The sequence below is a fragment of the Streptomyces sp. NPDC111628 genome (assembly GCF_055635195.1).
In genome coordinates this window covers 440350-454617 of record NZ_JBVKBZ010000001.1, presented here as the reverse complement: position 1 = coordinate 454617, position 14268 = coordinate 440350, and the positions used below count along the sequence as shown (strand labels likewise).

Annotated in this window: 11 protein-coding genes; 8 read left to right on the top strand and 3 right to left on the bottom strand. The window is 71.9% G+C overall.

Annotated features, from left to right (window positions below; all coding sequences use genetic code 11):
* The first annotated feature begins 6 nt into the window (after nucleotides 1-6).
* The 7 genes from ACZ7MF_RS02215 (at nucleotide 7) to ACZ7MF_RS02185 (ending at nucleotide 8049) form a co-directional block, all read left to right on the top strand.
* A complete protein-coding gene (locus tag ACZ7MF_RS02215) occupies nucleotides 7-945 on the top strand; it encodes a M56 family metallopeptidase (protein WP_109035760.1) in 939 nt (312 codons plus the stop codon).
* Between the two features lie 203 nt (nucleotides 946-1148).
* A complete protein-coding gene (locus tag ACZ7MF_RS02210; protein WP_471474010.1) occupies nucleotides 1149-1937 on the top strand; it encodes a GntR family transcriptional regulator in 789 nt (262 codons plus the stop codon).
* Between the two features lie 42 nt (nucleotides 1938-1979).
* Entirely contained in the window at nucleotides 1980-2207 is a 228-nt protein-coding gene (locus ACZ7MF_RS02205; protein ID WP_030145386.1) for a 4Fe-4S dicluster domain-containing protein, read from the top strand.
* Nucleotides 2208-2221: 14 nt separating this feature from the next.
* Nucleotides 2222-3607, top strand: coding sequence for an ABC transporter substrate-binding protein (locus tag ACZ7MF_RS02200; protein WP_471474009.1), 1386 nt, complete (start codon nucleotides 2222-2224; stop codon nucleotides 3605-3607).
* On the top strand, nucleotides 3604-4503 hold the full coding sequence (locus ACZ7MF_RS02195) for an ABC transporter permease (protein WP_471474007.1): 900 nt from the start codon (nucleotides 3604-3606) through the stop codon (nucleotides 4501-4503). Before ACZ7MF_RS02200 ends, ACZ7MF_RS02195 begins: the two co-directional genes overlap by 4 nt.
* Complete coding sequence (locus ACZ7MF_RS02190) at nucleotides 4481-5299, top strand: ABC transporter ATP-binding protein (RefSeq protein WP_471474005.1); 819 nt, start codon at nucleotides 4481-4483, stop codon at nucleotides 5297-5299. The genes ACZ7MF_RS02195 and ACZ7MF_RS02190 overlap by 23 nt, the downstream gene beginning before the upstream one ends.
* Before the next feature lie 11 nt (nucleotides 5300-5310).
* Complete coding sequence (locus tag ACZ7MF_RS02185; protein WP_471474003.1) at nucleotides 5311-8049, top strand: fumarate reductase/succinate dehydrogenase flavoprotein subunit; 2739 nt, start codon at nucleotides 5311-5313, stop codon at nucleotides 8047-8049.
* 39 nt (nucleotides 8050-8088) lie between these two features.
* On the opposite strand, the gene recQ is transcribed toward ACZ7MF_RS02185, so the two are convergent.
* A complete protein-coding gene (gene recQ / locus ACZ7MF_RS02180) occupies nucleotides 8089-10110 on the bottom strand; it encodes a DNA helicase RecQ (protein WP_471474002.1) in 2022 nt (673 codons plus the stop codon).
* Between the two features lie 250 nt (nucleotides 10111-10360).
* Between recQ and ACZ7MF_RS02175 the strand changes: the two genes are divergently transcribed.
* Nucleotides 10361-10960 (top strand): Uma2 family endonuclease, encoded by a 600-nt coding sequence (locus tag ACZ7MF_RS02175; protein ID WP_471474001.1) that lies wholly within the window; start codon nucleotides 10361-10363, stop codon nucleotides 10958-10960.
* A 78-nt stretch (nucleotides 10961-11038) separates the two neighbouring features.
* Here the strand turns inward: ACZ7MF_RS02175 and nuoN are convergent, their stop codons facing one another.
* The gene (nuoN, locus tag ACZ7MF_RS02170; protein WP_471474000.1) at nucleotides 11039-12697 is read right to left on the bottom strand and encodes an NADH-quinone oxidoreductase subunit NuoN; all 1659 of its coding nucleotides are present in this window, start codon (nucleotides 12695-12697) and stop codon (nucleotides 11039-11041) included.
* Nucleotides 12694-14265, bottom strand: coding sequence for an NADH-quinone oxidoreductase subunit M (locus ACZ7MF_RS02165; RefSeq protein WP_471473998.1), 1572 nt, complete (start codon nucleotides 14263-14265; stop codon nucleotides 12694-12696). The genes nuoN and ACZ7MF_RS02165 overlap by 4 nt, the downstream gene beginning before the upstream one ends.
* Nucleotides 14266-14268: the final 3 nt, after the last annotated feature.

The following is a 14268-nucleotide window of genomic DNA, read 5'->3' as shown; positions in this document are numbered from 1 at the left end:
AGTGGCATGACCGTCTGCCTGCTCCTGCTGTTCGTCGTCGCCGTGACCGCCGCGGTGCCGGTGCCCCGCGCGCTGACCCGTTCCGCGTGGCCCGAGCGGGATCCCGTGGTCGGGCTGTGGGTGTGGCAGTGCCTGGTCGCGACGGTGCTGCTGTGCTGCCTGACGGCACTCGCCCTCGGCGCCACCGCCGTCTTCGGGACCGTCCGCGCCCAGCTCTTCGCGCCGGCGCCGCCCGCGGTGACCGCGGCGTACAACCTCTCCGCCGGCCCGGTCTGGGCGGCCGCTCTCACCCTGCTGCTGGCGGCGGGTGCCGCCTGGACGACCGCGATGCTCGCGCGTGAACTCGTCGAGGCCCGCCGCCGGCGCGCCCGGTCCCGCGCCCACCTGCGCGAGCGCGCCCCCGACCTGCCCGCCGGGCTCCCGGCCGCCCGCGGTCCCCTGCTGGTTCTGGAGGACGAGTACCCGGACGCCTGGTGGATGCCCGGCAGCCCGCCCCAGCTGATCGTCACCACCGGCGCCCTGCACCGCCTCACCGACCATCAGCTGGACGCCGTCCTCACCCACGAGCGCGGCCACGCCCGGGCCCGCCACGACTGGCTGCTGCACCTGTCGACCGCCCTGGCCACCGGTTTTCCGAGCGTCCCGCTCTTCGCCCACTTCTGCGACCAGACCCACCGCCTGGTCGAGCTCTCGGCCGACGACACCGCCTCCCGCCGCTGCGGCCACCTGACCACCGCGCTGGCCCTGATCGAGCTGAACCAACACCGCGGCGTCCTCTCCTGCGCCTCCAGTCACCGCCTCCTCGGCGAACGCGTCGACCGCCTCCTGGAACCCCGCCCTCGCCTGCCCCGCCGTCACCGGGCCCTGACCACGGCGACAGCAGCCCTGGTCCCGCTCATCCCCCTCCTCATCACCTTCGCCCCGGGCCTGACGGCCCTGGCCTGACGGCGCCCGCCCCGGTACGGGCACCTCGCTACCCCCGGCAGGGAGCGACCCGCGCAGGAAGACCCCCGGCTGGAAGACCCCCGGTGGCAGAACTCCCCCACCCTCAAGAGAAACCGCAGCTCACCCGTGCGACCGGCGGAGCCCCCGGTGGCGCAACATTCCAGCAACACCACTAATCCGACCGGATAGGTATGGTTCCAGCCATGCCGCCCACCGACCGCATCCGAGACCACGCCGGCCAGGGCGCGACCACCGTCGCCGCCCACCGCACGCGGCGCCGGCTGCGCGCCGACCGGGCCCGTCAACTCGCCGATCTGCTGCGCCGCCAGCTCCTCGACGACGCCTTCCCCGACGGCACCCTCCCCCACGAGGACACCCTCGCCGCCGACTACGACACCACCCGCAACACTGTCCGCCAGGCGCTCGACCTGCTGCGCGCCGAAGGCCTCGTGGCCCGGCAGCCCGGCATCGGCACGGTGGTCGTGGGCCGCAAGTACGCCCACGGGCTGGACCGTCTGATGGGCCTCGCGGAGACCCTGCACGAACACGGCCGCGTCACCAACGAGGTCCGCACCACGGTCCCCGTCCCGGCCCCCGCCCCGGTCGCCGAGCGCCTCCGCGTCCCACCCGGCGCCGACGTCCTCTACATCGAGCGCCTGCGCCGCCTGAACGGCGTCCCCCTCTCCCTGGACCTCACCTACCTCCCCCTCGACATCGGCACCGACCTGCTCGGCGCCGACCTGGAGAACACCGACGTCTTCCGGCTCCTGGAATCCGTCACCGGCCGGCCACTCGGCCACGCCGAGATCACCCTGGAGGCCGTCACCGCCGACGCGCACTCCGCCGCCGTACTGGAGGCCCCGCGCGGCACGGCGGTCCTCATGCTGGAACGGCTCACCCATCTCGCCGACGGCCGCCCCGTCGACCTGGAGTTCGTCCGCTTCCGCGGTGACCGCATCGCGATGAGCGGCCTGCTGCACCGGTCCCTGTAGTCCCCCTCACCACCCTTTCGCGCACCCTCCCTGGAGACAGCCATGCCTTTGGCGCCCCAGCGGGCCGACGTGCCCGTGACCATCGACGAGTCGAAGTGCATCGAAGGCTGCACGCTCTGCGTGGACATGTGCCCGCTGGACTCCCTCGCCATCGACGAGCGCAACGGCAAGGCGTACATGCACGTCGACGAGTGCTGGTACTGCGGCCCGTGCGCCGCCCGCTGCCCCACCGGGGCGGTCACGGTCAACATGCCCTACCTGCTCCGGTGAGAGGCCGACTCCCCATGAAACCGAAACGCACCACGCTCCCCCTGCCCGCCTTGCCCGCCCTGCCCGCCACCGCTGCCTCCGTGGCCCTGCTCCTCTCCGTCACCGCCTGCGGCGGTGACGCCTCCGCCGACGGGGACGGCTCCACGGTCACCGTGACCGTCGGCTACCAGTCCAGGACGATCAACACGGTCACCGCCGGCACCCTGCTGCGCTCCCTCGGCCACTTCGAGAAGCAGCTCAACTCCCTCGGCGACGGCGTCACCTACAAGGTCGACTGGCAGGACTACGCGACCGGCGCGCCCATCACCGCCCAGATGACCGCCGGGAAGATCGACATCGGCTCGATGGGCGACTTCCCCCTGCTCATCAACGCGGCCCGCGGCAAGCAGCTCGGCAAGCCGACCCGACTGGTCTCCGTCACCGGCTACAACCTCCGCGGCGGCCTGAACACCATCGTCATCGCACCCGGTTCCTCCCTCACCTCCCTGAAGGACCTCAAGGGCAAGAAGGTCTCGACGAGCGTCGGCTCGGCCGCCGACGGCACCCTCGTCCGCGCCCTCCAACGCGCCGGCCTCGACCCCGCCGAGGACATCGAGAAGCTCAACCAGCAGCCCGCGGTGGGCGCCTCGGCCCTGGACTCGGGGAGCGCGGACGCCCTGTCGCAGTTCGTCGCCTGGCCCGGCCTGCTCGCCCAGCAGGGCAAGGCGAAAGCGCTGTACGACGGGGCACGGCTGAACCTGCCCACGTTCCACGGCGTCACCGCCGCCGAGGACTTCGCGAAGAAGCGCCCCGCCGTGCTGGAAGCCTTCCTGAAGGCTCAGACTCAGGCGACCGACTACCTGGCCGCGCACCCCGTGGCGGCCGCCGAGAAGGTCGCGAAGGCCACCGGTCTGCCCGCGGAGACCGTCTACCTCTACAACGGCGCCCAGGGCATCGCCACCTTCGACCCGGCGATCAAGCCGCAGCTCGTCGCGGCCCTCAAGAAGGACGTCTCGATCCTCAAGGACGCGAAGCTCACCGGCGACGTGGACGTGGACGCCTTCGTCGACGACCAGTACGTGAAGAAGGCGCTCGGCCCGGCCCAGTACGCCGAGCGGCTCGCCTCCGCGCCCCCGAAACCGGCCGGCGAGGTCTGGCCCAAGGGCGCGCAGAAGACCCTGGCCTTCTCCTCCCCCACGGCGCTGCTGCGGCACGTGGCCGGACATCGCGAGGAGGTCCGCGCCGCGTACGTCCCCGACACCACCACCGGCACCCTGTGGTTCGCCGACCGGGCGGTGTGGGTGGCCGACGGCGGCGGCCTGCTGCCCTTCGTCACACCGGAGACCGCGCAGGCGTACGTCGCCGGGCACGGCGGAGCGCGCGTCGTCCCGTATGCCGAGGCACTGGAGCGGGCGTCGTGAACCGCTCCGCCCGGTACGGGCTGCGGATCGCCTCGCTCGCGCTGGCCCTGGGCCTGTGGCAGCTGCTGACCAGCCAGGACATCGACCTGTGGCTGCGCTTCTCGCAGTTCCCGACCGTCACCGACGTGGCCCGCACCTTCGCCGACCGGCTGACGGGGCCCGACTACTGGACCGACCTCACCGACAGCCTGACCCGCATCCTCACCGGCTTCCTGCTCGCCGCCGTCCTGGGCGTGGCCACCGGTGTGCTCGTGGCCCGCTCGCGGCTGGCCGAGGACCTGCTCGGCCCGGTCCTGGAGGTGGTCCGGCCCATTCCCGCCATCGCCCTCGTCCCGGTGGCGATCCTCCTGTTCCCCTCCAACGAGCAGGGCATCGTCTTCATCACCTGCACCGCCGCCTTCTTTCCCGTGCTGGTCTCCACCCGGCACGCGGTACGCGCGCTGACGCCCGTGTGGGAGGAGGCGGTCCGCACCATGGGCGGCGGCCGGTGGCGGGTCCTCGGCTCGGTGGTCCTGCCGGGCGCGCTGCCCGGTGTCTTCGGCGGTCTGTCGGTCGGCATCGGCGTCTCGTGGATCTGTGTGATCTCCGCCGAGATGATCTCCGGTCAGTACGGCGTGGGGTACCGCACCTGGCAGGACTACACGGTCGTCGACTACCCGGGCGTCTTCGTCGGCATGGTCACCATCGGCGTACTCGGCTGGCTGACCTCCACGGCCGTGGAACTGCTGGGCCGCCGCCTGACCCGCTGGCTGCCCCGCACGGCACAGGGCCCCGCCGCCCGCCCGAAGACCTCGCGGTCCGGGGCGGCGCCCCCGCTGGTCGGCACCTCCGCCGTACGCAAGGACACCCGCGCCCGTCCCGAGGAGGCACGTGATGAGCACCTCGTCCGAGACTGAGACTGAGACCGAGACCTCGATCGCGACCGCGACCGCGACCGCGAGGGAAACCGGGGCGTCTCCCCGCGGCACCCGGCTCACCCTGCGCGACGCCACCCTCGGCCGCCCGGACGCCGCCGCGGTGCGCGGTGTGGACGTCGACGTCTCCCCCGGCGAGATCCTCACCGTGGTCGGGCCCTCGGGCTGCGGCAAGTCGACGCTGCTGCGCACGCTGGCCGGTCTGCTGCCGCCGCTGGCCGGGACGGCGGAACAGGACGGCCGCCCGATCGACGGCCCGGGGACGGACCGCGCGCTGGTCTTCCAGGAGGACGCCCTCCTGCCCTGGCGCACCCTGCGCGCCAACGTGGAACTCCCGCTCGCCGTCCAAGGCGTGCCCCGCACCGAACGCCGGGACCAGGCGACGGCCTGGCTGGAACGGGTCGGACTCGCCTCCCAGGCCCGGCAGTTGCCGCACCGCGTCTCCGGCGGACAGCGCCAGCGCGCACAGTTGGCCCGCGCGCTGGCCGGGCGTCCCCGTGCCGTCCTGATGGACGAGCCCTTCGGCGCCCTGGACGCCCAGACCCGTGCCGGCATGCAGGACCTGCTGGTGGAGGTGCTGCACGGCGCCGGAGCCACCGTCGTCTTCGTCACCCACGACGTGGACGAGGCCCTGTACCTCGGCGACCGGGTCGCCCTGCTCGGCACCGGCCGCCTGACCGACGTGCGCGACGTGCCCCGCCCCCGGGACCGCATCGCGCACGACGACCCGGCCCGCGTGGCGCTGCGGCGCGACGTCCTGACATCCCTCGGCACCTGAAAGGCCACCTGGTGGAGATCCCCGCCCTCACCGACGCCGAAGAACTCTCCTGCGACGTCCTCGTCGTCGGCGGCGGCACCGCCGGCACCATGGCCGCGCTGACCGCCGCCGAGCACGGTGCGAACGTACTGCTGCTGGAGAAGGCCCACGTCCGCCACTCCGGCGCCCTCGCCATGGGCATGGACGGCGTCAACAACGCCGTCGTCCCCGGCCGCGCCGAACCCGACGACTACGTCGCCGAGATCACCCGCGCCAACGACGGCATCGTCGACCAGTCCACCGTCCGCCAGACCGCCACCCGCGGCTTCGCCATGGTCCAGCGGCTGGAGTCGTACGGGGTGAAGTTCGAGAAGGACGAGCACGGCGACTACGCCGTCCGCCAGGTGCACCGGTCCGGCTCCTACGTACTGCCGATGCCGGAGGGCAAGGACGTCAAGAAGGTCCTGTACCGGCAGCTGCGGCGGCGCGAGATGCGCGAGCGCATCCGCATCGAGAACCGTGTGATGCCGGTGCGGGTCCTGACGACGGAGGGACGGGCGGTGGGCGCGGCGGGTTTCAACACCCGCACGGGGCGCTTCGTGACCGTCCGCGCCGGTGCCGTGATCCTCGCGACCGGTGCCGCCGGCCGGCTCGGTCTGCCCGCCTCCGGCTACCTCTACGGCACCTACGAGAACCCCACCAACGCCGGTGACGGCTACTCCATGGCCTACCACGCCGGTGCCGAACTGACCGGCATCGAGTGCTTCCAGATCAACCCGCTGATCAAGGACTACAACGGCCCGGCGTGCGCCTACGTCGCCAACCCCTTCGGCGGCTACCAGGTCAACCGGCACGGCGAACGCTTCGTCGACTCCGACTACTGGTCGGGCCAGATGATGGCCGAGTTCGCGGCGGAGGTCGCCAGCGACCGGGGGCCGGTCTACCTGAAGCTCAGTCATCTCCCGGAGGAGTCGGTCTCCGCCCTGGAGTCCATCCTGCACTCCACCGAGCGGCCGACCCGCGGCACCTTCCACGCGGGCCGCGGGCACGACTACCGCACCCACGACGTCGAGATGCACATCTCCGAGATCGGGCTGTGCGGCGGCCACTCCGCCTCGGGCGTCCGCGTCGACGACCACGCCCGCACCACCGTCCCCCGCCTCTACGCGGCCGGTGACCTGGCCTGCGTGCCGCACAACTACATGATCGGCGCGTTCGTCTTCGGCGACCTGGCGGGCGCGGACGCCGCCCGGTACTCGGCCTACGCGGGTGACCTTCCGTCGGAACAACTGCGCGAGGCGCACGAGCTGATCTACCGCCCGCTGCGCAACCCCGACGGCCCGCCGCAGCCCCAGGTCGAGTACAAGCTGAGGCGCTTCGTCAACGACTACGTGGCGCCGCCGAAGTCCGGTGCCAGGCTGTCGCTTGCCCTGGAGTCCTTCGAGCGGATGCGCACGGACATCTCGGCGATGGGCGCCCGCACCCCGCACGAGCTGATGCGCTGCGCCGAGGTCACCTTCATCCGCGACTGCGCGGAGATGGCTGCCCGGTCCTCCCTGGCCCGCACGGAGTCCCGCTGGGGTCTGTACCACGAGCGCGTCGACCTCCCCGAGCGCGACGACGCGTCCTGGTTCCACCACCTCGATCTGCACAAGTCCCCCTCCGGTGCGATGGAGTTCACGGCACGTCCCGTGGCTCCGTATCTGGTTCCCATCGACGACTTCACGCCGGTCGGCGGCCCCTCCCGACACCTCGGCGAGGTGCACCCGGAGCCGGTGGCGACGGCCGGGGACCGCGATGCCGCGCCCCTCGCCACCGGCGCCCGCCCCACGGCCACCACGGTCACCGCGGCCGCCACGGCCGCCACGGCCGCCGAGCCCGGGACAGCCGGATCCCCCAGGCTGCTGGAACTGCTCGCCCTGGCCGAGAACGAGCCCGACCTCTCCGCCCTCCGCCCGTACCTGTCCGATCCCGCACCGGGCGTCCGGCGCACGGCGGTCACCGTGCTCACCGAGACCGTCCCGGCGGGTACCGGCCCGGCGCTCGCCGCCGCCCTGTCCGATCCCGACGGCGAGGTACGCGCCGCCGCGGCCGCCTCCCTGCGTGAACTGGCCGAGACACTGACGCCCGAGCCCGCCCTGGGCGAGTCCCTCGCCGAAGCCCTGGCCCGGACCGACCCCGTCGTCCGCGCCACCGCGCTCGACCTGCTGCGCAACCTGCGGCTGGGTCACGCCGACACGTTCGCCGCCGCGCTGAGCGACCCCGACGCCCCGGTGCGCATCGAGGCGGTGCGCGGGCTGGTCTCGCTGGACGCCGCGGAGTCGCTCTCCCCGGCCGCCGAGGATCCGTCCCGCGAGGTGCGGGTCGCCGTCGCCAAGGCGCTGGGGACGCTGCGGGCGGTGCCTCGCACCGGCAGCCCCCTCGACCGCCTCACCGAGGACCCCGACGTCCTCGTCCGCGGCGCCGCCCTGGCCGCCCTGGCGGACACGGGCTGCCCCGCCCCCCTGGCGGCCCGTGCGGTCACCGCGCTGTCCGACCCCGCCTGGCAGGTACGGGCAGGCGCGGCCACCGCGCTGTCCGCGGCCGGTTCCGACCGCGCGATCCCCGTCCTCGCCAAGGCCCTCGCCGACCGGAACGCCGACGTCCGCAAGGCGGCCGTCCTCGCCCTGACCCGGCACACGGCCGCCACCGAGGACGCCCGGACGGCACTCGCGACGGTCACGGGCGACACGGACGCCGACGTCAGGGCGTACGCGGCCCGGGCGCTGTGACGCCGTCGACGGACGCGGAGGATTCCCCCCGGCGCGTTCCTATATCCAGTCGTCGGGCTCGGGTTCCGGCTCGTGGTCCGGCCAGTCGCCCGCGCCGGAGTGGGAGGCGGCACCGGTGCCCGGGGCTGCCGAGGGGGCCGGCCCGGGCTCCGGGGCTTCGGCGGCCGGTCCCTCCAGCCCCGCCAGCACCTCGACCACACCCTCCCCGTACGTCGCCAGCTTCTTCTCGCCGACCCCGGTGATGCCCCCGAGCTGCCCGACCGAGGTGGGCCACACGGTGACGATCTCCCTCAGGGTGGCGTCGTGGAAGATGACGTACGCCGGGACGCCCTGCTCGCGGGCCTGTTCCGCGCGCCAGGCGCGCAGTGCCTCGAAGGCGGGGGCCAGCTCCTGGGGCAGCTCGGCGGCGGCCGTCTTCGCCTTGCGCTCGCCGCGTCCGCCGCCCGCCGACTTGGCCGCGGCGGGCTTCTTGGGCTCCTTGCGCAGCGGCACCTCACGCTCCCGCCGCAGGACCTCACCGCTGGTCTCGGTCAGCACCAGCGTGCCGTACTCCCCCTCGACCGCGAGCAGGCCCTGGGCCAGCAACTGCCGGGCGACGCCCCGCCACTCGCCCTCCGTCAGCTCCTCGCCGATGCCGAACACGGAGAGCTGATCGTGATCGAACTGGATCACCTTGGCGGTGCGCTTGCCCAGCAGGATGTCGATGATCTGCCCGGCGCCGAACTTCTGCCCCCGCTCGCGCTTCAGCCGCACCACCGTCGACAGCACCTTCTGCGCCGCCACCGTGCCGTCCCAGGTCTCGGGCGGGGTCAGGCAGGTGTCGCAGTTGCCGCAGCCGGCCCGGTCCGGGTCCTGCCCGAAGTAGGCGAGGAGCTGGCCACGGCGGCACCGGGCGGTCTCGCACAGGGCGAGCATGGCGTCCAGGTGGGACTGGGCCCGGCGGCGGAACGCCTCGTCGCCCTCGCCCGACTGGATCAGCTTGCGCTGCTGTATGACGTCGTTGAGGCCGTATGCCATCCAGGCCGTGGAGGGCAGACCGTCCCGCCCCGCGCGGCCGGTCTCCTGGTAGTAGCCCTCGACCGACTTCGGCAGGTCCAGGTGGGCGACGAACCGCACGTCCGGCTTGTCGATGCCCATGCCGAAGGCGATCGTGGCAACGACCACCAGGCCCTCCTCGCGCAGGAACCGCGACTGGTGCGCCGCGCGGGTGCCCGCGTCCAGTCCCGCGTGGTACGGCACCGCCTCGACGCCGTTGCGCGACAGGAACTCGGCGGTCTTCTCGACGGAGTTGCGCGAGAGGCAGTAGACGATGCCCGCGTCGCCGGGGTGCTCCTCGCGCAGGAAGCCCAGGAGCTGCTTCTTGGGGTCGGACTTCGGCACGACCCGGTACTGGATGTTGGGCCGGTCGAAGCTGGCCACGAAGTGCCGCGCCGACGGCATGTGCAGCCGCTCGGTGATCTCGCGGTGGGTGGCGTCGGTGGCCGTCGCGGTGAGCGCGAGCCGGGGCACGTCCGGCCAGCGCTCGCCCAGCAGCGACAGGGCGAGGTAGTCGGGCCGGAAGTCGTGGCCCCACTGGGAGACGCAGTGCGCCTCGTCGATGGCGAAGAGGGAGATCTTGCCGCGGGAGAGCAGGTCGAGGGAGCTGTCCAGGCGCAGCCGCTCGGGCGCCAGGTACAGCAGGTCCAGCTCGCCGGCCAGGAACTCGGCCTCGGTCACGCGCCGCTCGTCGAAGTCCTGCGTGGAGTTCATGAACCCGGCCCGCACGCCGAGCGCCCGCAGCGCGTCGACCTGGTCCTGCATGAGCGCGATCAGCGGCGAGACCACGATGCCCGTGCCGGGCCTGACCAGGGACGGGATCTGGTAGCAGAGCGACTTCCCGCCGCCGGTCGGCATGAGCACCACGGCGTCCCCGCCGGCGATCACGTGCTCGACGACCGCCTCCTGCTCGCCGCGGAAGGCGTCGTACCCGAAGACCCGGTGCAGGGTGGCCAGCGCCTCGCTGTCCCCGTCCCTCACCTGCGCCGTCTCTGTCATCTCGCCGATCACGCCCGTCCCGCCCATCGTCTGGTCCCCCGTACGTACTGCCTCGCCCGTACGTACTGCCTCGCCCGTCCGGTCTGTCTGGTCCGTCCTGCCCCGACCACTGCCTCAACGATAGGGGTCCGCACCGACAGCCCCGAAGTTATCCACAGGCTGCCCGACGCGACCCTCGTCAAGGACACGACGATCGTTCACACGTTCGCGGGAGACCCGCCCGTTTCCGGCGGATAGTCTGATTGCACCCGCGAGACTCCGTCCCATGGGAGCACTGATGAGCGTCGAACCGAAGGCGTCCGCGCCCGACTGGCCGACCCCGCCGGAGGGCGGCTGGACCGCGGACGACCTGGACCGGCTTCCGAACCTGCCTCCGCACACGGAGCTGATCGACGGGAGCCTCGTCTTCGTGAGTCCGCAGACCATCTTCCACTCACGTGCTGTGAGCTTCTTCGAGCGGCAGCTCGACTCTCTCGCCCCGGCGGAGTTCGACGTCATCCGCGAGTTCACCATCGACATCGACCGGCAGAACCGACCCGAGCCGGACGTGATCGTCGTGCGGGAAGACGTAGTCCAGGATCCTGGGCAGACGCGCTTCCCCGCCGAGGCCGTCATCCTGGCCGTCGAGGTCGTCTCCCCCGAATCGGTCTCCCGCGACCGCGAGACCAAGCCCCTGAAGTACGCCCGGGCGGGCATCGCCCACTACTGGCGGGTGGAGAACGAGAAGGGGCTCGCCGTCGTCCACGCCTTCGAGCTGGAGCCGACCACCGGCGCCTACACCAGCGTCGGCATCTTCCGCGAACGCATGAAGGTGAGCGCGCCCTTCCCGATGGACCTGGATCTGACCGCCGTCAAAGCGCGTCGCGGCGGCGAGTAGCACCAGCACAGACGGCTGTGGTCCGGCACCTCCTCAAAGAAGGGCCGGACCACAGCCGCAAGTGACGCAAGCGCGGCGTCAGCGCACGAACACCCCCGCCTGACCGGCGAGGTCCAGGAAGTACTGCGGCGCCACGCCGAGCACCACCGTGACCGCCACGCCCACGCCGATCGCCGTCATCGTCAGCGGTGACGGCACCGCGACGGTCGGGCCCTCCGGGCGCGGCTCGCTGAAGAACATCAGCACGATCACGCGGATGTAGAAGAACGCCGCGATCGCCGACGAGATCACACCGACCACGACCAGCGGGGCCGCACCGCCCTCCGCCGCCGCCTTGAACACGGCGAACTTCCCCGAGAACCCGGAGGTCAGCGGGATACCGGCGAAGGCCAGCAGGAACACCGCGAAGACCGCCGCCACCAGCGGCGACCTGCGGCCGAGCCCGGCCCACTTCGACAGGTGCGTCGCCTCACCGCCCGCGTCGCGGACCAGCGTGACGACCGCGAAGGCGCCGATCGTGACGAAGGAGTACGCGGCCAGGTAGAAGAGGACGGACGAGATGCCCTCCGGCGTGGTCGCGATGACACCGGCGAGGATGAAGCCCGCGTGCGCGATCGACGAGTACGCCAGCAGCCGCTTGATGTCGGTCTGCGTGATCGCGACGATCGCGCCGGCCAGCATCGTGACGATCGCCACGCCCCACATCACCGGCCGCCAGTCCCAGCGCAGGCCGGGCAGGACGACGTACAGGATGCGGAGCAGGGCGCCGAAGGCGGCCACCTTGGTCGCCGCCGCCATGAAGCCGGTCACGGGCGTCGGCGCGCCCTGGTACACGTCCGGCGTCCACATGTGGAACGGCACGGCGCCCACCTTGAACAGCAGGCCCATGACGACCAGCGCGGAGCCGACGAGCAGCAGCGCGTCGTTGCCCATGGTGTCGGCGAGCGCCGGGGTGACGTTCTGGACGGTGCCGTCGACGACCTGGGCGATCGTGCCGTACGACATCGAGCCCGCGTAGCCGTAGAGCAGCGCGATGCCGAACAGGGTGAACGCCGAGGCGAAGGCGCCGAGCAGGAAGTACTTGACCGCCGCCTCCTGCGACATGAGCCGCTTGCGGCGGGCCAGCGCGCACAGCAGGTACAGCGGGAGGGAGAAGACCTCCAGTGCCACGAAGAGCGTCAGCAGGTCGTTGGCCGCCGGGAAGACCAGCATGCCGGCGACGGCGAAGAGGAGGAGCGGGAAGACCTCCGTCGTGGTGAAGCCGGCCTTGACCGCCTTCTGCTCGCTCTCGCTGCCGGGCACCGCGGCGGCCTGCGCGGCGAAGGAGTCGACGCGGTTGCCGTGCACCTCCGGGTCGAGGCGCCGCTCGGCGAAGGTGAACAGGCCGACCAGACTGGTCAGCAGGATGGTGCCCTGCAGGAACAGGGCCGGTCCGTCGACGGCGACGGCGCCCATCGCCGCGATTCCGGCCTTGGTCGTGCCGTACCCGCCCGCCGCGAGCGCGACGATCGCCGCGAACGCCGCGATCAGGGCGACGGCGGACACGAACATCTGCGCGTAGTAGCGGGACCTGCGCGGCACGAAGGCCTCGACCAGGATTCCGATGATCGCCGCGCCGAGGACGATGAGGACGGGCGACAACTGCCCGTACTCGATCTTCGGTGCGTCGATCTTGGCGATCGGGTCGGCCGCCGTCGCCGCCGTTGTCCACAGGCTGTGGACGGCTGATGCGCTCACTTGGCCGCCTCCACCTCAGGCTGGGGGTCCGTCTTGTGTACGTCGGACATGGTCTGCTCCACCGCCGGGTTGACGATGTCCGTCACGGGCTTCGGAAAGACGCCCAGGAAGATCAGCAGCGCCACCAGCGGTGCCACCACCACCAGCTCGCGCACCCGCAGGTCGGGCATCCCGTTCACCTCGGCCTTCACCGGGCCCGTCATCGTCCGCTGGTAGAGGACGAGGGTGTAGAGCGCGGCGAGGACGATGCCGAGGGTGGCGATGATGCCGATCACCGGATAACGGGTGAACGTGCCGACCAGGACCAGGAACTCACTGACGAAGGGCGCGAGGCCCGGCAGGGAGAGGGTCGCGAGGCCACCGATCAGGAAGGTGCCGGCCAGGATCGGGGCGACCTTCTGCACACCGCCGAAGTCGGCGATGAGCCGCGAGCCGCGCCGCGAGATCAGGAATCCGGCAATCAGCATCAGCACGGCGGTCGAGATGCCGTGGTTGACCATGTACAGCGTGGCGCCGGACTGGCCCTGGCTGGTCATCGCGAAGATGCCCATGATGATGAAACCGAAGTGCGAGATCGACGCGTAGGCGATCAGCCGCTTGATGTCGCGCTGGCCGACCGCGAGCAGCGCACCGTAGATGATGCTGATGACCGCCAGGACCAGGATGACCGGCGTCGCCCACTTGCTGGCCTCCGGGAAGAGCTGGAGGCAGAAGCGGAGCATCGCGAAGGTACCGACCTTGTCGACGACCGCCGTGATGAGCACGGCGACCGGCGCGGTCGACTCCCCCATGGCGTTGGGCAGCCAGGTGTGCAGCGGGAACAGCGGCGCCTTCACCGCGAAGGCGAAGAAGAAGCCGAGGAACAGCCAGCGCTCGGTGTTGGTCGCCATGCCCAGCGAGCCGTTGGCCCGGGCCTCGGCGATCTCCGTGAGCGAGAAGTTCCCGGCGACCACGTACAGCCCGATCACCGCGGCCAGCATGATCAGACCGCCGGCCAGGTTGTAGAGGAGGAACTTCACCGCGGCGTACGACCGCTGGGTCGCCGCCGTCTTCTCGCCGTGCTCGTGCGCCCGGTCCCCGAAGCCGCCGATCAGGAAGTACAGCGGGATCAGCATGGCTTCGAAGAAGATGTAGAAGAGGAAGACGTCGGTGGCCTCGAAAGAGATGATCACCATCGCCTCGACGGCCAGGATCAGGGCGAAGAAGCCCTGTGTCGGCCGCCACCGGCTGCTGCCGGTCTCCAGCGGGTCGGCGTCGTGCCAGCCCGCGAGGATGATGAACGGGATCAGCAGGGCGGTCAGCGCGATCAGCGCCACCGCGATGCCGTCCACGCCCAGTTCGTACCGGACGCCGAAGTCCGCGATCCAGGAATGGGACTCGGTGAGCTGGTAGCGGTCGCCGTCGGGATCGAAGCGGACCAGGACCGCGATCGCCAGCCCGAGCGTGGCCAGCGAGACCAGCAGCGCCAGCCATTTGGCCGCGGTGCGTTGCGCGGCCGGCACGGCTGCCGTGGCGATCGCCCCGACGGCCGGGAGGGCCGCCGTGACTGTCAGCAGGGGAAAGGACATCGG